This window comes from Paraburkholderia sp. FT54 (genome assembly GCF_031585635.1).
Lineage (GTDB): Bacteria > Pseudomonadota > Gammaproteobacteria > Burkholderiales > Burkholderiaceae > Paraburkholderia.
In genome coordinates this window covers 956049-973928 of the sequence record NZ_CP134195.1, presented here as the reverse complement: position 1 = coordinate 973928, position 17880 = coordinate 956049, and the positions used below count along the sequence as shown (strand labels likewise).

General features: G+C 65.5%; 18 protein-coding genes. 1 reads left to right on the top strand and 17 read right to left on the bottom strand.

Annotated elements, in window-relative coordinates; all coding sequences use genetic code 11:
- Positions 1–2 precede the first annotated feature (2 nt).
- Both RI103_RS04550 and RI103_RS04545 read right to left on the bottom strand, forming a co-directional pair.
- The gene (locus tag RI103_RS04550; protein ID WP_310814212.1) at positions 3–371 is read right to left on the bottom strand and encodes a CHAP domain-containing protein; all 369 of its coding nucleotides are present in this window, start codon (positions 369–371) and stop codon (positions 3–5) included.
- Positions 372–527: 156 nt separating this feature from the next.
- Positions 528–1772, bottom strand: coding sequence for an NAD(P)/FAD-dependent oxidoreductase (locus RI103_RS04545; RefSeq protein ID WP_310814211.1), 1245 nt, complete (start codon positions 1770–1772; stop codon positions 528–530).
- A gap of 135 nt (positions 1773–1907) precedes the next feature.
- Between RI103_RS04545 and RI103_RS04540 the strand changes: the two genes are divergently transcribed.
- On the top strand, positions 1908–2636 hold the full coding sequence (locus RI103_RS04540) for a class I SAM-dependent methyltransferase (protein ID WP_310814210.1): 729 nt from the start codon (positions 1908–1910) through the stop codon (positions 2634–2636).
- 100 nt (positions 2637–2736) lie between these two features.
- Here RI103_RS04540 and RI103_RS04535 read toward each other — a convergent pair whose 3' ends face one another.
- From RI103_RS04535 to RI103_RS04465, 15 genes are read right to left on the bottom strand one after another with little or no spacing between them, the layout of a single operon-like run.
- Positions 2737–3180 carry an excinuclease ABC subunit A gene (locus RI103_RS04535; RefSeq protein ID WP_310814209.1) on the bottom strand — a complete coding sequence of 148 codons (444 nt, stop codon included), beginning with the start codon at positions 3178–3180 and terminating at the stop codon, positions 2737–2739.
- A gap of 52 nt (positions 3181–3232) precedes the next feature.
- Positions 3233–3370 (bottom strand): hypothetical protein, encoded by a 138-nt coding sequence (locus RI103_RS04530; RefSeq protein WP_310814208.1) that lies wholly within the window; start codon positions 3368–3370, stop codon positions 3233–3235.
- A 35-nt stretch (positions 3371–3405) separates the two neighbouring features.
- Positions 3406–4647 carry a beta-ketoacyl synthase N-terminal-like domain-containing protein gene (locus RI103_RS04525; RefSeq protein ID WP_310814207.1) on the bottom strand — a complete coding sequence of 414 codons (1242 nt, stop codon included), beginning with the start codon at positions 4645–4647 and terminating at the stop codon, positions 3406–3408.
- Positions 4644–5870, bottom strand: coding sequence for a beta-ketoacyl-ACP synthase (locus RI103_RS04520; protein ID WP_310814206.1), 1227 nt, complete (start codon positions 5868–5870; stop codon positions 4644–4646). Before RI103_RS04520 ends, RI103_RS04525 begins: the two co-directional genes overlap by 4 nt.
- The gene (locus tag RI103_RS04515; RefSeq protein WP_106283304.1) at positions 5870–6595 is read right to left on the bottom strand and encodes a 3-ketoacyl-ACP reductase FabG2; all 726 of its coding nucleotides are present in this window, start codon (positions 6593–6595) and stop codon (positions 5870–5872) included. The genes RI103_RS04520 and RI103_RS04515 overlap by 1 nt, the downstream gene beginning before the upstream one ends.
- The gene (locus RI103_RS04510; RefSeq protein ID WP_310814205.1) at positions 6592–7077 is read right to left on the bottom strand and encodes a hotdog family protein; all 486 of its coding nucleotides are present in this window, start codon (positions 7075–7077) and stop codon (positions 6592–6594) included. The genes RI103_RS04515 and RI103_RS04510 overlap by 4 nt, the downstream gene beginning before the upstream one ends.
- Before the next feature lie 8 nt (positions 7078–7085).
- On the bottom strand, positions 7086–8267 hold the full coding sequence (locus RI103_RS04505) for a beta-ketoacyl-[acyl-carrier-protein] synthase family protein (RefSeq protein WP_310814204.1): 1182 nt from the start codon (positions 8265–8267) through the stop codon (positions 7086–7088).
- Positions 8264–10699, bottom strand: a complete 2436-nt coding sequence (locus RI103_RS04500) for an MMPL family transporter (RefSeq protein ID WP_310814203.1) — start codon at positions 10697–10699, stop codon at positions 8264–8266. Before RI103_RS04500 ends, RI103_RS04505 begins: the two co-directional genes overlap by 4 nt.
- Positions 10699–11391: an outer membrane lipoprotein carrier protein LolA gene (locus tag RI103_RS04495; protein WP_310814202.1), complete on the bottom strand. Its 693-nt coding sequence runs from the start codon at positions 11389–11391 to the stop codon at positions 10699–10701. The genes RI103_RS04500 and RI103_RS04495 overlap by 1 nt, the downstream gene beginning before the upstream one ends.
- Entirely contained in the window at positions 11379–11810 is a 432-nt protein-coding gene (locus tag RI103_RS04490) for a thioesterase family protein (protein WP_310814201.1), read from the bottom strand. The genes RI103_RS04495 and RI103_RS04490 overlap by 13 nt, the downstream gene beginning before the upstream one ends.
- Positions 11807–13402: an aromatic amino acid ammonia-lyase gene (locus RI103_RS04485; RefSeq protein ID WP_310814200.1), complete on the bottom strand. Its 1596-nt coding sequence runs from the start codon at positions 13400–13402 to the stop codon at positions 11807–11809. The genes RI103_RS04490 and RI103_RS04485 overlap by 4 nt, the downstream gene beginning before the upstream one ends.
- Complete coding sequence (locus RI103_RS04480; RefSeq protein WP_310814199.1) at positions 13389–15113, bottom strand: glycosyltransferase; 1725 nt, start codon at positions 15111–15113, stop codon at positions 13389–13391. The genes RI103_RS04485 and RI103_RS04480 overlap by 14 nt, the downstream gene beginning before the upstream one ends.
- Positions 15113–16969: an AMP-binding protein gene (locus RI103_RS04475; protein ID WP_310814198.1), complete on the bottom strand. Its 1857-nt coding sequence runs from the start codon at positions 16967–16969 to the stop codon at positions 15113–15115. Before RI103_RS04475 ends, RI103_RS04480 begins: the two co-directional genes overlap by 1 nt.
- A complete protein-coding gene (locus RI103_RS04470) occupies positions 16966–17628 on the bottom strand; it encodes a hypothetical protein (protein ID WP_310814197.1) in 663 nt (220 codons plus the stop codon). Before RI103_RS04470 ends, RI103_RS04475 begins: the two co-directional genes overlap by 4 nt.
- Positions 17628–17879: an acyl carrier protein gene (locus tag RI103_RS04465; protein ID WP_007180827.1), complete on the bottom strand. Its 252-nt coding sequence runs from the start codon at positions 17877–17879 to the stop codon at positions 17628–17630. Before RI103_RS04465 ends, RI103_RS04470 begins: the two co-directional genes overlap by 1 nt.
- Position 17880: the final 1 nt, after the last annotated feature.

Below are 17880 nucleotides of genomic sequence, written 5' to 3'. Positions count from 1 at the left end.
GTTCAGTTGTGGCGATAGATTTTGTACTGTGGTTGTACGGTCCGGTACTGCTGACTCGGGTAGAACCCGTGATATTGCTTGAAGTCCGACACCCAGATTTGCCCATCGAACATTGCCATGTGCCCAGCGGGGTGGTTTGCAATTGGCTGAATCACAACGACGTCTCCCTTTTGGAGGTGAGCGGAATTGACTTCATAAAACCCGGCGCTGATCAACGATTGTCCATAGTCTTTTGCGTCCCGTGTTCGGTCAATCACGATTCCGCCTCGCTCTATCGCCAGCCGCACGAACTTCGCGCAGTGCCCCGTGCTCATCGGTGCGGCATGGGAGCTAACATAGTTAGCAGCGCTGAATCGATCATATGCGGGCATTCGTGTGTCTCCTTCTTCCGCTTAAACTCCAATGCTAAGGGACCGGCGCTCATCTTGAAATTATTCGCTGACAGTTGTTTTCACTTCACGCGAAAAAACGGCGCTTCGATAACGAAGCGCCGTTTTCATTGATGCATACCGTGCAGTAACGCACGCTCAACGCTGCATGCACACCTCATGCAACGCATTCAGCCGACGCACCGGATCCGCGACATACGGATTCGACTCATCCCACGCATAACCCGCCAGCACCGCGCTGATCATGCGGCGAATCGAGGGCGTCTGGTCCGGATAGAAAATGATGTCCTGCAACGCGCCCGAATACCACCGCTCGACGAACGCGCGGAACGTATCGATCCCCTTGCGCAACGGCACGTCGTAAGTGGCCGACCAGTCGACCTGCTCGCCGTCCAGTTGCCGGTTCAAAGTCTGCACCGCGAGATGCGCCGAGCGCAGCGCGATCGTCACGCCGGACGAAAACACCGGATCGAGAAACTCGCCGGCATTGCCGAGCAACGCGTAACCCGGCCCGTGCAGCCGCTCCACATTCGCCGCATAGCCGCCGATGTGGCGCACCGGCATCAGGAACGGCGCGTTGCCGATCAAACGGTTCAGCGTCGGCTCCTGCTGGATCAGCGCGCGCAGCTTCGCGTCGCGCTCCGCATCCGGCACGTCGAGGAAACTCGCCTCGGCGACACAGCCCACCGACGAGCGGCCACCAGCCAGCGGAATCATCCAGAACCACACGTCGCGGTGCTCCGGATGCGTCGCCACGCAGATCTTGTTGCGGTCGGTCACGCCGGCCGGAATGCCGTCCTGCACATGCGTGAAGATCGCCGCGCGCGTCGGCATGCGCGTCGGCGCCTCGAGGTTCAGCAAACGCGGCAACACGCGGCCGAAGCCGCTAGCGTCGAACACGAAACGTGCTTCGATCTGGTAGGCGTGATCCGCTTCGTCGATCACGTCGACCAAAGGCGTGGCGCCGGGATGAACCGCGCGCACCGTATGCCCGAAGCGCACGTCGGCGCCCTGCTGCGCCGCGCAGCGAATCAGAATGTCGTCGAACACCGCGCGTTCGACCTGATAGGTCGTGCCCCAACCCGGCGAGTGCTTGTCGCGGAAGTCGAATGCCGACGACTGGCCGCGATAGATGAAATGCGCGCCGTTCTTGTACTGGAAGCCGGCTTCGACCACGGCCTGCAGCATGCCGGCCTCTTCGAGGTAGGCCATGCTCTGCGGCAGCAGGCTCTCGCCGATGGAAAAGCGCGGAAAGTGCTGGCGCTCCAGCACCAGCACGGAGCGCCCGGCCTTGCGCAGCAATGCAGCCGCAACCGCGCCCGCCGGTCCGGCACCGATGATCACGACGTCGACAGTCGTGCGCTTTGACGAATGTGTACTCAAATTTGCCTCAATCGTTTGGCTTGCCTGGAGCAGCGTTTCGCTGCATCCTTACGTCTCGTTACAATTACGCTTCAATGCCCCGAAGCGAGTCTTCCTGGGGTACAGCAAGAACGCCATTTCGCCGCGGAGCCCAGCGTGTCGCCATCCGAAACATCCAGTGTGCCTTTCGTGCCGGAAACGGCTTTCGGGATCTGGTTCCTGCGTACCTACATCTGGGAACAGCATGTGCTGCGGGTCGCGATCAACGACCTCAAACGCCTCATCGACACGCCCTTGCCCGAGGCGCCGGTGATCGTCGACGTCGGCTGCGGGCAAGGCATTTCCTTCCGTCTGCTCGCCGAGGCGTTCAGGCCGCGCCGCCTTGTCGGCATCGACTTCCACGAGCCCTCGTTGACGCTCGCCGCGCAAGCGGCCGCTGCGCGCCACGACGAACTCGCGGACATCGAACTGCTGCATGGCGACTGCGCGAACCTGCCGCTACCCGACGCGAGCGCCGATATCGTGTTCTGCCATCAGACCTTCCATCACCTCGTCGAGCAGGACCGCGCCCTCGCCGAATTCCGCCGCGTGCTCAGACCGGGCGGCATCCTGCTGTTCGCCGAATCCACCGACGCGTACATCAAATCGTGGGTGATCCGGCTGCTGTTCCGTCATCCGATGCACGTGCAAAAAAGCGCCGACGGCTACCTCGACATGATTCGCCGCGGCGACTTCAGCTTCAGCGAGCGCAACGTCTCCCTGCCCTACCTCTGGTGGAGCCGCGCGAAAGACTTCGGTCTTCTCGAACGGCTCGGTCTGACCCATCCGCAACCCGGCAAGCGTCGTGAAACGCTGGTCAATGTCGCGGCGGTCAAAGCCGGTTAATACGCGGCAAGGCACGAGCCTGCTGTTGCAAAACAGCGCGAGGCGGCGGCAACTGCGCCGCGTTTGTGCTTTCCTCGCGCTTATTTGCGCCTGTCCGTGCTTACTTGCGCAGCGTCACCACTTCGCCCGTCAACGCGACGCCGGCGATCACCGCGCCCGCGCCGCAGGTGTACTCGGTCGCGCTCTCACGCAACTCGTTCTTGTAGTTGCTCTTGATGTTGATCACCGCGTTGCCGCCTTCCTTGCGCGCGCGTTCCTGCAACTCGATCACCGCCGAGAGGAACACGTGCTGGCAGGCTTGCAAATCGCTCTTGCCGAACGCGTTGGTCTTCTTGTTGGTGGCGAATTCGCCTACCGTCTTGACGACGGCCGGATGGCGCTGACCCGCGAAATACAGCGCGATGTCGTCGCTCACCTTGCCGGGTTCGCTTTGCAAGGCCTGGTCGATGGGATAGTTGTTGACCGTATCGCGGGCAAAAGCCGGCGCGGCGCTGAGCGTGGCAAACGATGCAAACAATGCGGCAAACAGCAGTTGGCGTTTCATTGAGGCTCCTTCGTGGTTGTTGTTGCTCTGTGGGTTCTATTTTCAACTCGGTTCAGTTCGATTCCAGCACGACGAGCTGGCCGCACACCGCGATCGCTGCGGCGCTCGGACTGGCCTTCACCTGCGTCGCGCAACCCGCCTGCGTCAACGCCTCGATGGCCAGCGCGCCCAGCACGCGTGCTGGTTTCATTTTTATCGCCTTCATTTTTTTGGGTCGCGGCCGTTTCAGCCGCCCTGCCATGCTTCGAACATCAGGCTCGCGCAACTGCCGCCGAACCCGTATGAAACCGACATCGCCGTGCCGATGCGCGCCTCGCGCGTCGTGCGCACGAGCGGCATGCCGTCGAGAGCCGGCTCCGGCGTGTCGATGTCCGCCGTGCCCGCGATGAAACCGTCGCGCATCATCAACAGCGTGTAGATCGCCTCGTGCGCGCCGCACGCGCCGAGCGGATGCCCCGTCATCCCCTTGGTCGACGAAAATGCCGGCACGCGACGGTCGAACGCCGCGCCGAACACTTCTTTCAAAGCGTGCAGTTCTTCCAGGTCGCCGAGCGGGGTCGACGGCGCGTGCGTGTTGACGTAGTCGGGCCGCTTGCCCGCTTCGTGCAGCGCGCCGCGCATGGCCCGCGCAATCCCCGCCGCGCGCGGCGTGACCATGCCGGCGCTATCCGTGCAGTCGCCGAAGCCGGTGAGTTCGGCGTGGATGCGCGCGCCGCGTGCAAGCGCGTGATCGAGCGCTTCGAGCACGAGCACGCCGCCGCCGGAGGCGATCACGAAACCGTCGCGCTGCGTGTCGTAGGGTCGCGAGGCCCGCTTCGGCGTATCGTTGAAGCGGCGCGACAACGCGCCCATCGCGTCGAACATCAGCGTCATGTTGTCGTGCAGCGACTCGCTGCCGCCGGCGAGCACGATCTGCTGACGGCCGGTCTGAATCAGCTGCATCGCCTGGCCGATCGCGAGCGCCGAAGTCGTGCACGCCGACGACGGCGAATAGCTGACGCCTTCGAGCCCGAACACCTGCGCGACATTGGCCGACGCGGTGCTGCTCATCGCATGCGGCACGACGTAGGGCGGCACTTTCTCGACGCCGCGCGCGTTGGCGACTGCCATGGCCGCGTCGTAGCTCAGCATGTTGCCGACGCCCGAACCGATCACCGTGCCCGCACGCGGCGAGCACAACTGCGCGGCGTCGAGCCCGGCGTCGCTGATCGCCTTGCGCGCGGCATGACAGGCAAACCGCGCGGTATCGCCCATGAAGCGTTCGAGCTTGCGCTCGAACGGCGGCTCGTGCGCGACCGAGGCGACGCCCGCGACCTGCGAGGCGAAACCACGCTCGCGCCACGCGTCGATCCGCTCGATGCGCGAGCGGCCCGTGCGCAAGGCAGCGGAGACTTCATCGAGCGTATTGCCGAGACACGACACGATGCCCATGCCGGTCACGACCACGCGTTGCAACGCCATGCTCATCGAACGCGCCTGAAAATCAGCGACGTGTTGATGCCGCCGAACGCGAAGTTGTTGCTCATCACGTAGCCGGCGTCGATCTCACGCCCCGTGCCGACGATGTAATCGAGCGGCGCGCAAGCCGGGTCGACATTCTCCAGATTCAAGGTCGGCGCATACCAGTTGCGCTTCATCATCTCGATGGTCCACCATGCTTCGAGCGCGCCGCACGCGCCGAGCGTGTGGCCGACATAGCTCTTGAGCGAACTGATCGGCATGCGCGCGCCGAAGGTCTGCGCGGTCGCATGACTTTCGGCAATGTCGCCGCGATCCGTCGAGGTGCCGTGCGCGTTCACATACTCGATCGCTTCGGGCGGCAGTTGGGCGTCGTCGAGCGCGAGCTGCATCGCGAGCGCCATGGTTTCGGCGGTCGGCTGGGTCATATGCGCGCCGTCCGAGTTGCAGCCGAAGCCGACAATCTCCGCGTGAATCCGCGCACCGCGCGCCACCGCATGTTCGTATTCCTCGAGCACCAGCGTGGCCGCGCCTTCGCCGACCACGAGGCCGTCACGCGCGGCGTCGAATGGACGCGGCGTCAGATGCGGTTCGTCGTTGCGCGTGCTGGTGGCGTACAGCGTGTCGAACACGGCGACCGCCGGCCCCGACAGTTCCTCCGCGCCGCCGGCCAGCATCAGCGTCTGCTTGCCCGCCTGGATCGCTTCATACGCGTAGCCGATCGCCTGGCTGCCCGAGGCGCACGCGCACGAGGTCGGAATGATCCGCCCTTTCAGATCCCAGAACAGGCTGACGTTGACCGCGGTGGTATGCGGCATCATCTGCACGTAGCTGTTCGACGTGACGTCGCTCATCGAACCGGTTTCGAGCATCGTGCCGAACGCGTGGATCGGCTGCACCGAGCCCGACGACGAACCATACGCGACGCCCATGCGGCCGTCCTTGATGGTGGTGTCGTCGGCGAGGCCGGCGTCGGCGAGCGCCAGTTCACTGGCGCGCACCGAGTACATGGACACCGGACCCATCGAACGCGTCTTCTTGCGCGGATAGTGCGCGGGCGCGGTGAAACCCGGCAGCGGACACGCCAGCCGCGTATGCAGCGATTCGAAGTAATCCCACTCGGGCATGCGGCGCACGGCGTTCACGCCGCTTCTCAAGCGCGTTTCGATGACGTCCCAGCTATCGCCAAACGCCGTGACGCCGCCCATGCCGGTTATGACGACACGTTTCATCAGATCATCCCGCCGTTGACGCCGATCACCTGACGCGTGACATACGAGGCCGCATCCGACATCAGGAAGCTGACCACGGACGCCACTTCGGCAGGCTGGCCGACGCGGTTCATCGGCACCGTCTTGAGCGCCTGCTCGAGCGGCATTTCGTCGAGCATGCCGGTCTCGATCAGACCCGGCGCCACGCAATTGACGGTGATGTTGCGCGACGCCAGTTCGACGGCGAGCGCCTTGCTCGCGCCGATCAGGCCGGCTTTCGCCGCACTGTAGTTGACCTGGCCGCGATTGCCCATCACGCCGGACACCGAAGCGATCGTGACGATGCGGCCGCCCTTGCGGGCGCGCACCATCGGCATGGTCAACGGATGCACGACGTTATAGAACGAGTCGAGACCGGTTTCGATCACGATGTCCCAATCTTCTTCGGTGAGCGCGGGGAACGCTGCGTCACGGGTCACGCCCGCGCTGCACACGATGCCGTAGTAAGGGCCATTCGCCGCGACGTCCGCTTCGAGCACTTCGCGGCATACCGCACGCTCGCGCACGTCGAATTGCAGCACGCGCGCCGTGCCGCCCTGTGCGGCGATGCCCGTCGCCACCGCATCGGCTTCGCTGCGTCCCGTGCGGCAATGCACGGACACCGCGAAGCCGTCGGCGGCCAACTTGTACGCAATCGCGCGGCCGATGCCGCGGCTTGCGCCGGTAACGAGAACACGCCGGCTCATGGACTGAAACTCCCTTCGATGAATGATTGAAAGTCGCGCGGTTGAAAAACCTTGATGACGGCTTCGGCGCAAACCGCGTCGCCGTGCCGGATGGTGCATTCGTAGGCGCCGTGGCCTTCTTCGCTGCGCAGCAGTTCCGTGACATGGATCGACAACTGCGCGCCGCTAGCGAACGACGGCTGCAATGCCTTGTAGCTGCGCGAGCCGAGCAGCACGCCGGGCCGCGCGCGGCCGCCGCCGCGCATGGCCAGCAACGCGACGTGCGCGGCGATCGCCTGCGCCATCAGTTCGATGCCGATCCACGCGGGCATCGCGCCGTCGGCGTCGGCATGCCAGGCGTCGGCGCGCACCGTGGCGCGCGCGGTGAGCGTTTCTTCGCTGAACGTGTCGACGGCGTCGATCAGCAGCATGGTGCCGCGATGCGGGATGATCGCTTCGATCGGCTGGTGGACCAGTTCGTCAACGGAGGGCGTCGAGCTCATCGGGCGACTCATCGGGCAAGGACAAGGCTGACATTGCTGCCGCCGAAAGCAAACGAGTTGCTCATCGCGTATTGCGCGCCGCCTTGCGGCATAAAGCGCTCGCTAACAACCAGGTCCAGCGCCGGCAGCGCGGGATCGGCCTCGCCGTCCCACAGATGCCTCGGCAGCGGCACGTTGTCATGCGCCAGCGAAAGCCACGTGAAGCCGAGTTCGGTGGCGCCCGCCGCGCCGAGCTGGTGGCCGGTCAACGGCTTGGTGCCGCTCGTCGCCACGCCTTGCGGAAACACCCGCGACATCAAACCGGCTTCCATCTCGTCGTTCTTGCGCGTCGCGGTGGCGTGCAGATTCACATAGCCGATCGCAGACGGTTCGATGCCCGCATCGGCAAGCGCCGCGCGCAGCGCGAGTTCGCCGCCCAAGCCTTGCGGGTCCGGTGACGAGATGTGATGCGCGTCGCTCGATTCGCCGACGCCCGCGAGCCGCACCGCCGCTTCGTCGCGGCTCATGAGGAACACGGCCGCGCCTTCGCCGACATTGATTCCGCAACGATTGCGGCTCATCGGATTGCTGCGCACGTTGCTGGTCGATTCAAGCGAGGCGAAACCTTGCACCGTCAACTCGCACAGCGAATCGACGCCGCCCACCACGACGGCGTCGCACAGTTGCAATTGCAGCAGCCGGCGCGCGGACGCGAAGGCCTTCGCGCTCGACGTGCACGCGGTCGAAATGGTGAACGCCGGACCATGCACGCCGAGTACGGCGGCGGCGAACGGCGCGGCGGTGCCGATTTCCATTTGCCGATAGTTGAAGTTCGCGGGCAGATCGCCCGCTTGGGCCTGATACACGAACGCGGCCTCAGCGGCCTCGATGCCCGACGTGCTGGTGCCGAGCACCACACCGATGCGATACACGCCATAGCGCTCGCGCGCTGCATCGACGGCGGGCGCGATCTGCGCCAGCGCGGCGAGCAGCAGGCGGTTATTGCGGCAGTCGTAACGGGCAAGTTCGGCCGGCGGCGCCAGCTCCAGAGGCGCGAGCACGCTGCCGACGAACGCTTCGCCGATCCCCGTGTGCGCGTTCGCCATACCCGGCGAGCGGCCGGCAGCGAGCGCCGGGACAATGCTGTCGAGGTCGCCGCCGAGCGCGTTGATCATACCGAGCGCGTGCAAATAAACTGATGGCGCTTTCATGCGGCCCTCCTTGATTCCGATGGCATGCCGATCGGCGCGAGCAATACCGATACCGCGATGCCGAGCGCGAGCGTCGCGCCGAAACTCTTCAGTGCCGGCATTGCGCTCATGCCGAGCATGCCGAACGACAACAGCGTGGTGGCCGCCGACAGCAGCACGCCGGTCCACACCGCGCCGAGATCCGCGTCCGCGCGCAGGCAGCCTTCGCGCAGGAACACGGCATAGTTTGCGCCAACGCCGAGCACGAGCATCAACGCGAGCCAGTTGAACAGATTGAGCGGCACGTGCGCGTAGCCGAATACGGCGAGCGTGACGCCCACGGCGAGCAGCACCGGCAGAGTCACGGCGATGCCGCCGCGCATTTTGTACCGCACCATCAGCAGGACGAGTACAAGGGCGAGCGCGCCGCCGAGCCACCAGCCGCTATCCACGCGATACGCGCCGAACAGTTTCGACACGCTGGCGGCCTTGTCGACGAACACGACGCCGGGCAAGCCTTGCGCGATGCCGATCAACGCAGGCTCGTTTTGCGGCGTCACACCCTGCGGAATGACGACGGCGGCATATGCTTTCGTCGACGCATCGACTTCGCCGAGCCAGAGATGTTTGTACGGCTGCAACCACGGCGCCGCGAGCCACGTGTCGATCGTGAGCGGCGCTTGCGGTTTGGCGTAGGCGGCGAGCCAGGCGTCGGCGACTTCGTCTTTGAAGCCGGCTTGCAGGAGCGTGGCGCGCAACGCGGCGCGGTCGTTGAATACGTGTTGCGCGAGCAGCGCGCGGTCTTCATTCTGCTGTTTCGCGGACGGCACGAATTGCGCAACCGACTGATAGCTGCCGACCTTGTTCGCGGTGCCGTTCAATGCATCCAGCTTCGTGCCCAACGCTTCGGCGCGTTGCAAAACGCGTTCCGGCGTCTCGCCGCGCACGACGAAAAACTGCGCGCTGTTATCCACGCCGACCGCCTCTCGCACCTTGTCCTCCTGCGCGACGAGCGCGGGATCGCGCTGGATCAGCAGATGGATATCGTCGTCGCTGCTCAGACGCAGCCAGCCGGGAATCGCCAACAGCAGCAACAGCGCCGCCACGAACCACGCGCGCTTGCCGCCAATCGCGCGATGCCACACCGCCAGCACCCGCGCCGCGCCCGAGAACACACGTTGCGGGCTGCGTTTAGGCGGGCGTGTGAGCAGCGCGGGCAGCAGCCACAGCACGGAGGCGAACGCCGTCGTAATGCCGGCAATCGCGAAACAGGCGATCTGCTTGAGCGCGGGGAATGGCACCCACGTGAGGATCGCGTAGCCGAGCAGGCTCGTCGCGAGCGCCACGCTCAACGCGGGACGCACGGCGCGCGCGCCGCGACGCGCGTCCCAATCGCGCTGCGCGCCGAGATACACCACGAAGTACTGGATCGAATAGTCGACGGCCTCGCCGATCAGGCTGGCGCCGAACACGAGCGTCAACAGATGCAGCTTGCCGAACACCAGCATGGTCACCGAAAGCGCGCAAACAATGCCGAGCGCGGTCGATACGAAGCCGAGCAGCAACAGACGCGGTGAGCGGAACACCCACATCATCAGAAGCGCGATGCCGCACAGCGACGCGACGCCGATCAGATGCACTTCATGTTCGGATGCGCTGCGTGCCGATTCCGCGTAAAACACGGCGCCGGTGCGCGCGACCGAGACATCGGGAAACGCTTGCTTCAACGCGCCTTCGCTTTGAGCGAGCGCCGCGAGCACGGCGTGCTGTGTTTTCGTTTCGTACGCGGAGCCCGGCAGCGTCGCAACGATCAGCACGCTGGTGGCGGCGCCGCGATGCGCAACCAGCATGTTGTCTTCGAGTTCGAGATTCGATGTCGCGAGCGGTAGCCCGCCGAGCCAGTGTTCGAGCCAGCCGAACGGATCGTCGGCGAGCGGCGTGGTGAGGCCGCCGCGCAGCGGGCTGTAGATGCGCTGGGCGAGCGCGTCGTGCAGCGCGGTGCTGGCCGCACCATCCGCACCGTCCGCACCATTCGCGCCGCCCGCGAGCGCCGCGCGGTCTGCCGGCGCCAGCAAGCCGAAGCGATATGGCATATACAGCGCCGCGATCTGCGACAGATCGAACGGCGGCAATTCCGCCGTCACCGAACCGAACGCGCCGCTCTTTTGCAACGACGCGCCGAGTTGCTTCGCCGCGGCTTTCGCGTGCGCGTCGTCGTTGCTGGTGACGAGAAAAACGGTGCGGTCGCCGAGCGCGCTCGCCAGCGTATCGACGGCCTTTTCGGCGACCGGGTCGGCCTCGGTCGCCGGCAGCAGCGCGAGTAGATTGGTTTGCAGCGGCGACGGTCCCGCGAACCGCCAGCCGCAATACAGCGCCGCAACGAGCGCGAGCAGCAGCCACGCGGCGCGCATGCCCCACGCCTGTTTCGCGGATCGCTGTTGCAGCATCTCCATCACGGCGCCCCGAGCAGACCGCGTTCAGCCGCGGTCAGTTCGGTCACGGCCGCGCTCTTCGTGAACTCCAGCTGAGTGACATCGCCGTTCGCGAGCGTGATGCGCAAGCGCTGCAGATAGTCGCCGCCGTTCATCTCCAGACCTTTGATCGACTGCGCGATTTGCGGCTGGTTCGGCGTGAGTTGCATGCGCCACTGCGCCGCGCTGCCTTCGGCCTGCACGTCGAATTGCGAGTACAGCGCAGACAGATCGCCGCCGAGCATCGCGCGCATCATCTTCGAAACTTGCGCGACACCGCGCGTGCCCTGAGCGCTGTGAGCCGTGACGCGCTGGCCATTGGCATTGACTTCGGCGACGCCGGCATCGGTGATCACGTAGGTGGCTTTGTACGGCGTGTCGATCTGCCAGATCACGCCGCGTTCGCGGAAGAACAGCAGCGAGCCGGTGCTGACGAGCGGCTGCTTCATCGCCGCGAGCGTTTGCGTCTGCGTGAATTGCGCGCGCACGCCCTTGGCTTGCGCGAGGCGCGCGGCGATCTGCGAGACGAGCGCGGGGTTGCCGGGCGCGCCTTGTGTTGCCGACGCGGCGGCCGACGCAGATTCCGTCCATGCGACTGTCGGGGCAAACACGGTTAACGCGCTTAACGCGCTCAAGGTGCCCACAATCACGGCGCGCAAATTCATCGTCCCCATACGCGCTCCAGCTTGTCGAACACCACCGGCGGTGAAACGAACTGCAACTCCTGGGTGGCGGCATCGACCGCGACCTGGATCGTATAACCCTTGGTCAGTCGCGTGCCGGTCACGCAGTCGACGATTTCGTAGCCAATTTTCAGGCGGTTTTCGTGTTCGAGCAGTTGCGTGCGCACCTCGATCTGCTGACCGTAGATGGCCGGCTTCACGTACTTGAGATGCGCTTCCACGATCGGCCACAAATAACCCGAAGCCTGCATCTCCCGATAGTCGTAATCGAAGGCGCGCAACAGCGCCGCACGTCCGATTTCGAAGTACTTCAGATAATGGCCGTGCCAGCACACGTTCATCGCGTCGACATCATGGAACGGCACTTCCACCGTCGCGCTCGCGCTCAGCACTTTGCGGGAACCGGTCATGCGCCCGATCCTCCGCGATAGTCGTGCAGCAGGTCGCACGCGGCAATGCGCGCGGTCAGCGCACGCAGTTCATGTTCGAGCGCGCGATCTTCGTCGACGAACGGCGACTGCGCGGCCACGCTGTCGATAAACGCTTGCAGCGGGGCCGGCACCGGCGTCGCGCTGTCGATCTTCAACCGCAAACGCGCGGCTTGCACGGTCGCGAGCGTATGCGCGGCGGCGACCTGCTCGGTCAGTTCCAGCACGCGCAAACAGTCGCGCGCGGCGATCGTGCCCATGCTGACCTTGTCCTGATTGTGCGCTTCGGTGGAGCGCGAAAAGACGCTGGCGGGCATCGTGTTCTTCAAGGCTTCAGCGGTCCATGCGGACGACGAAATCTGCACCGCCTTGAAACCATGATTGATCGCGGCGCGCGCAGGCGCGGCGCCCGACAGATTGCGCGGCAAGCCGTTGTTGAAATTCACATCGACCAGCAGCGCGAGTTGGCGGTCCATCAGATCGGCGAGATTGGCGACCGCGACCTTCAGCGAGTCCATCGCGAACGCGATATGGCCGCCGTAGAAGTTGCCGCCGTGCAGCACGCGTTCGTTGTCCGGATCGATCAACGGGTTGTCGTTCGCGCTGTTCAGTTCGTTCTCGACATCGCGGCGCACCCACGAGAGCGCATCGCGCGCCACACCGATCACGTGCGGCGCGCAGCGAATCGAATAACGGTCCTGCAGACGGTGGCCCGGCGTGTCGTCGCGGCCGGACAGGTCGTCGCGAATCCATGCCGCGGCTTCGGCCTGGCCTGCGTGTGGCTTCACTTCGAAGAGCATCGCGTCGAAGTGCGCGGCGCGGCCGTCGAGCGCGACCGTGCACAGCGCCGTCAGGCGCGCGGTGAGCCGCGTCAGATGATCGGCGCGCGCGAACGCAAGACAGGCGAGACCCGTCATCACCGCCGTGCCGTTCATCAGCGCGAGCCCTTCCTTCGGCGCGAGCGTGAGCGGCGCGTGACCGAGTTCGGCCCACACGTCGCGCACGTCACGCAGATGCCCTTCGAACATCACGTCGCGTTCGCCCGCGAGCGCGGCGGCCACATACGAGAGCGGCGTGAGATCGCCGCTCGCGCCGACCGAGCCTTCCGACGGAATGCGCGGCAACACACGATGGTTGACCAGATCGGCCAGACGTTCCAGCAACACGGGACGCACGCCGGAAAAACCGTAAGCGAGCGAATTGAGCCGCGCGGCGATCACCGCGAGCGTTTGCGCGTCGTCGAGATACTGGCCCATGCCGCAGCCGTGATAGCGCGTGAGTTGCAGCGGCAAGGCTTCGACCAGTTCCATCGGCACGTCGACCACGCACGCGTCGCCGTAACCGGTATTGACGCCATACACGGTCGCGCCCGCGGCCAGATGCCGGCGCAGAAAATCCGCGCCGCGCTGGATGCGCGCGCGCCACGCCGGATCGCCGCTCAAGGCGACCGGCGCACGGTGCTGCGCAATCGCGACGACCTCTTCGATCGTCAGCTTGCGGCCGCCGATCACGACCGCCGCTTCGTTCACATTTGCGCCGGCATTCGGCACATCGATCAGATCATGTTCGGCCATTCGCGCCTCGCTTGGGGCTGGCCCAGAAATCGAAGAAGTTGAACCATTGGTAAGGGGCCTTGCGGCAGTAGTGTTCGAGACGCACGGCATAGCGCTGCGCCCACGCGGCGAGATGCTGCGCGCGTTCGCGGCGCGGCAGCTCGATGCGCTCGGCGAACGGTTCGAAATACAGACGGTAGCCGTCGCGCTCTTTCAGACAGAAGAACAGGTAGACCGGGCAACCCAGCGCATGCGCGAGCACATACGGACCCTGCGCGAACGGCGCGGTCGAGCCGAGAAATTGCGCCTCCGTCGTGCGGCCCGCTTCGTGCGCGGGCACGCGGTCGCCGACGATCACCAGCAGTTCGCCGGCGTCGACACGCTCCTGCATCATCATCGCGGTCTCGGGCCCGAAGTCGCTGACTTCGAGCAGATGCTTCGCGAACTCGCTATTGGCCGAGGCCAGCACGCTATTGAAGCGGCGCGCATGTTCGGTATAGACGACCGCCGTGACGTTCGCGTACGCACCTTGCGCGGCGAGCGCGCGGGTCATTTCCAGATTGCCGAGATGCGCGCCGATCACGAGCGCGCCTTTGCCGCTCGCCACCAATGCTTCGAATGCCGAAGGATCTTCGAATTGGACGTCGGCGTTATTGACGCGGCCTGACCATGCCGCGAGCTTGTCGAAGCCCGATTGCGCAAACGCCAGCATATGTCGGTAGGCGGACAACCAGCCCGGACGCGGCGTATCGCCATGCGGCGCGGCCTCGCCGAGATGCCGGAAGTAGTTGCCGGAAGCCTCGCGCGCGGCGCGGCCCGTCAACAGAAAATACGCGACGATCGGATGCAGCCAGAGCGCGGTGAAGCGTCGACCGAACAGCTTGCAACTGAGCGCGAGCAGCGACATGCCGAGATGGCTGCCGCGTTCGGCGATGCGCCACCAGTCCTGTTCGTTTTCTTTGCCCTGCTCGCCTGCAATTGCGGAGCGGCGCGGCATCACCTTGTGCGCGAGCAGCATCGGCAGACGCCACAGCATGCCGAACACGAGCCGCGTATGACTGCGGCTGATGCGCACGTTGTCCCACAGCACGTCGAAATGCGAGACGCCGTCGCTTGCATAAGTGACGCGCGTTGGAATCGAACGGAACGCCGCGCGCCGCCAGTACAGGCGCACGAGGATCTCGATGTCGAAGTCCATGCGCGTGGGCAGCTGCACGCGGTCGATCAGATCGCAGGCGAGCGCCAGCGGATAGAGGCGAAAGCCGCACATCGAGTCGCGGATCGTCAACGAAAGCGTTTCGATCCACACCCACACGTGCGTCAGGTAACGGCCGTAGAGACGCGCTTTCGGCACGCTCTCGTCGTAGACCGGACGGCCGAGAATCACCGCGCCCGGCTCGGCGCGCGCCGCTTCGATGAAACGCGGCACGTCGGTGGCGTCGTGCTGGCCGTCGGCGTCGATCTGCAACGCGTGCGTGTAGCCCGCCTTGCGCGCGGCGCGCAGCCCTGCCATCACCGCCGCGCCTTTGCCGCCGTTGACCGCCAGGCGCAGCAGCGTGAGCCGCCCGGCGTACTGCTGCGCCAGCGTGGCGAGCATCTGCTGGGTGGCCTCGTCGCTGCCGTCGTCGACGACGAAAAACGGCAGGCCATGAACCGCCAGATGCGCGAGCGTCGCGCCAATCGCGTCCTTGTGGTTGTAGATCGGAATGACGATGCATGGGGAGAACGTCATCACGCGGCCTCCCCGTAGACGATCACGCCGGACGCGCATTCACGGCCGTTCACGCGGTACGCGAACTGCACGCGCCGGCGCGTCGCGTCGTGCGCGAGCGTGAGCTTGAGCACCGCGCCTGGCGACACCGGCGCCATGAATTTCAGACGATCGATCGACGCCACCGCGCGCACGGCCGGCACGTGCTCGGCGGCAAGACGCACGGCCCAGTCGACCTGCACGACACCGGGCAGAATCGGCAGGCCGGGAAAGTGGCCGGCGAAATGCACGAGCGCGGCGGGCACGCGCAATTCGTAATGCAGCATGTCGCCGCTGCGCGCTTCGGCCAGCACTTCCATGCCCTCGCTGCGCGGTTCGAACGCGGCCGCCACGGCGGTCACCGGCAATTTGCCGCGCGCGTCGAACGGCAGCGTGACGCGAAAACGCCAATGGCGCGGCAGCACCACGACGTCGAAGTATTCGGCGAGATGCCGGCGCAGGCGTTTCGCGAGCGCCACGCGGCCTTCGTCGCGCAGGGCTGCGCCGCCCGCTTCGGTCAGCGCCACGACGCCGCCGACGCGCTCGCGCGAGGCGCCTTCCAGCGGCACGAGCGCCGCTTGCGCAACATACGGATGCAGCGCGAGGCGTGCTTCCAGTTCCGGCAGCGACACGCGCTTGCCGTCGAGCTTGAGCACGCGGTCGAGCCGCCCTTGCAGGCGGAAACGGCCTTCGGCGTCGAACGCGATCTTGTCGTCGGTGCGATGCCAGCCGGCGTGATCGAGATGCGGCGAGCGGACGTTCAGCGCGCCGTCTTCGTCGCGGCGCACTTCGATGCCGGACACCGGCTGCCAGGCATCGGTCTGATCCTGGCGCCGCCACGCGATGCCGCCGGTCTCCGTGCTGCCGTAAATCTCGAGCGGCGCGGCGCCATAGGCGGCGGCGTATTCCTGCGCGGCTTCGAGCGCGAGCGGGCCGCCCGACGAGAAGAATGCGCGCGGCGCCGGAGAAAGGTCGGCGAAGCCGGGCAACGCGGGCCAGCGCGACAACTGCGCGGGCGTCGAGACGATCACCGCCGCGCCGCATCGTTCGATCTGCGTTTGCAATTGCAACGGCTCGATGCTGACCGCACGGTCGAATGCACGGCCGGCTGCGAGCGGCCAGAGCACGCGGAACAGCAAACCGTAGATGTGGTGATGCGGAACACTCGCGAGCATCGTCGCGTCGCCGACTAGCGCGCCCCACTGCTTTTCTAGCGTGTGCACTTCGGCGTTGAATTGCGCGAGAGTCTTGCGGATCGGCTTGGGACTGCCGCTGCTGCCTGAGGTGTAGAGCGTGAGCGGGGCTTGCGGGTCGATCGGGTACGTGGCGCGGGATGGTTGCGGTGAAGCTGGGTCGGTGTCGGTGTTGGTGTTGGCGTTGGCGTTGGCGTTGGCGTTGGCGTTGGCGTTGGCTTCGGCTTCAGCGGCGTTGGCGGCGTTGGCGGCGTTGGCGGCGTTGGCGGCAACGTTGACCGTGGCCTCCACTTTGGCTTCGGCCTTGGCTCCAGCGGCGAGCGCGAATGGCGGCAAATCTGCGTCGCTCAGCACAACCTCATACGCGTCGGCGAGATCGGCGAGATAGCCCGGCGTCGAGTTGGCCGGAATCACCGGCTCCTTGCTGCACGCGAACAGCGCAAAAAGGGCGCAGGCGAAATCGAACGGATCGTCGATGCACAAGGCGTAGCGTTGCGCGTCCTGCGTTTGCACAAGCCCGATCAACGCAACGACGCGCCCGCGAAACGCCGTGCGATCGAGCACTGCGTCGCCGTCGCGACATACCGGTGCGTGCACCGCGGCAGTCTCTTCGACCACCGTCAACAGCTCATGCAACGCGATCATGCCGCCTCCGAACGCGCGGCGCGCGGCAGCACGACCAGATAACGCCAGATGACCTCGGCCACCAGCAGCACGCCGATCAGCACATAGGCGATCGCGCCGTTATAGAGCGACCAGCTCGCACGGCTCCAGTACAGCGCCGTATAAGCGGAAAACACGCCGTTCAGCGCGAAGAACCCGCACCACACCTGGGTTACACGCAGCGTATGGCGCACCGCGCCCGGCGACAGGTTGGGATTGCCGAGGCGTGCGAATTTTTCGATCATCGACGGCCCGTGCACGAGCGTCGCGCCGAACGCGATCAAGAGGCCCAGATTGACGAGCGACGGATAAAGGCGCAACAGCAGTTCGCTATTGGTCAGCACGATCGCCGCCGACGCGCAGCTCAGCAAGCCGACCACGGTCCAGTCGATCGTGGAGAGCCGCCGCAGCGAGGTCGCGACCGGCCCGCTGCCGGCCCAACGCTGCAGCCACAGAATCGCAAACAGCATGCAGCCGACGTAGCGCGGCGTGTCCCATTTCCATGCGCACAGAATCAGCGCGGGGTACGCGAGCTTCAACAGCACCTGCACAACGGTTTTGCCCAGGCGGCGCTCAGTGCCGGACGAGGCATCGGCGGCCCGATCCGCCCCCGCTTGCGTTCGCGAACGCACGGCAGGCATCAGCCTTGCGCCGCCAGCAGAGATTCGACCGCACCGATCACATCGCCGACCGTGCGCACCGATTTGAACTCTTCCGGCTTGATGCGGCGTCCGGTCATTTCCTGCAGTTTGATCGCGAGGTCGACGGCGTCGATGCTGTCGAGATCGAGGTCTTCGAACAGATGCGCTTCGGGCGTGACACGCTCGGGCTCGATTGCGAAGTTCTCTTTGAAGATGGCGCGGATGCGCTCCAGAATCTCTGCCTCGGACACG

What these genes read in the sequence shown, in the direction of transcription:
- RI103_RS04550 (WP_310814212.1), bottom strand. Translation starts at nt 371, where the DNA reads ATGCCCGCATATGATCGATTCAGCGCTGCTAACTATGTTAGCTCCCAT.
- RI103_RS04535 (WP_310814209.1), bottom strand. Translation starts at nt 3,180, where the DNA reads ATGAAACGCCAACTGCTGTTTGCCGCATTGTTTGCATCGTTTGCCACG.
- RI103_RS04530 (WP_310814208.1), bottom strand. Translation starts at nt 3,370, where the DNA reads ATGAAACCAGCACGCGTGCTGGGCGCGCTGGCCATCGAGGCGTTGACG.
- RI103_RS04525 (WP_310814207.1), bottom strand. Translation starts at nt 4,647, where the DNA reads ATGAGCATGGCGTTGCAACGCGTGGTCGTGACCGGCATGGGCATCGTG.
- RI103_RS04520 (WP_310814206.1), bottom strand. Translation starts at nt 5,870, where the DNA reads ATGAAACGTGTCGTCATAACCGGCATGGGCGGCGTCACGGCGTTTGGC.
- RI103_RS04515 (WP_106283304.1), bottom strand. Translation starts at nt 6,595, where the DNA reads ATGAGCCGGCGTGTTCTCGTTACCGGCGCAAGCCGCGGCATCGGCCGC.
- RI103_RS04510 (WP_310814205.1), bottom strand. Translation starts at nt 7,077, where the DNA reads ATGAGCTCGACGCCCTCCGTTGACGAACTGGTCCACCAGCCGATCGAA.
- RI103_RS04505 (WP_310814204.1), bottom strand. Translation starts at nt 8,267, where the DNA reads ATGAAAGCGCCATCAGTTTATTTGCACGCGCTCGGTATGATCAACGCG.
- RI103_RS04500 (WP_310814203.1), bottom strand. Translation starts at nt 10,699, where the DNA reads ATGGAGATGCTGCAACAGCGATCCGCGAAACAGGCGTGGGGCATGCGC.
- RI103_RS04495 (WP_310814202.1), bottom strand. Translation starts at nt 11,391, where the DNA reads ATGGGGACGATGAATTTGCGCGCCGTGATTGTGGGCACCTTGAGCGCG.
- RI103_RS04490 (WP_310814201.1), bottom strand. Translation starts at nt 11,810, where the DNA reads ATGACCGGTTCCCGCAAAGTGCTGAGCGCGAGCGCGACGGTGGAAGTG.
- RI103_RS04485 (WP_310814200.1), bottom strand. Translation starts at nt 13,402, where the DNA reads ATGGCCGAACATGATCTGATCGATGTGCCGAATGCCGGCGCAAATGTG.
- RI103_RS04480 (WP_310814199.1), bottom strand. Translation starts at nt 15,113, where the DNA reads ATGACGTTCTCCCCATGCATCGTCATTCCGATCTACAACCACAAGGAC.
- RI103_RS04475 (WP_310814198.1), bottom strand. Translation starts at nt 16,969, where the DNA reads ATGATCGCGTTGCATGAGCTGTTGACGGTGGTCGAAGAGACTGCCGCG.
- RI103_RS04470 (WP_310814197.1), bottom strand. Translation starts at nt 17,628, where the DNA reads ATGCCTGCCGTGCGTTCGCGAACGCAAGCGGGGGCGGATCGGGCCGCC.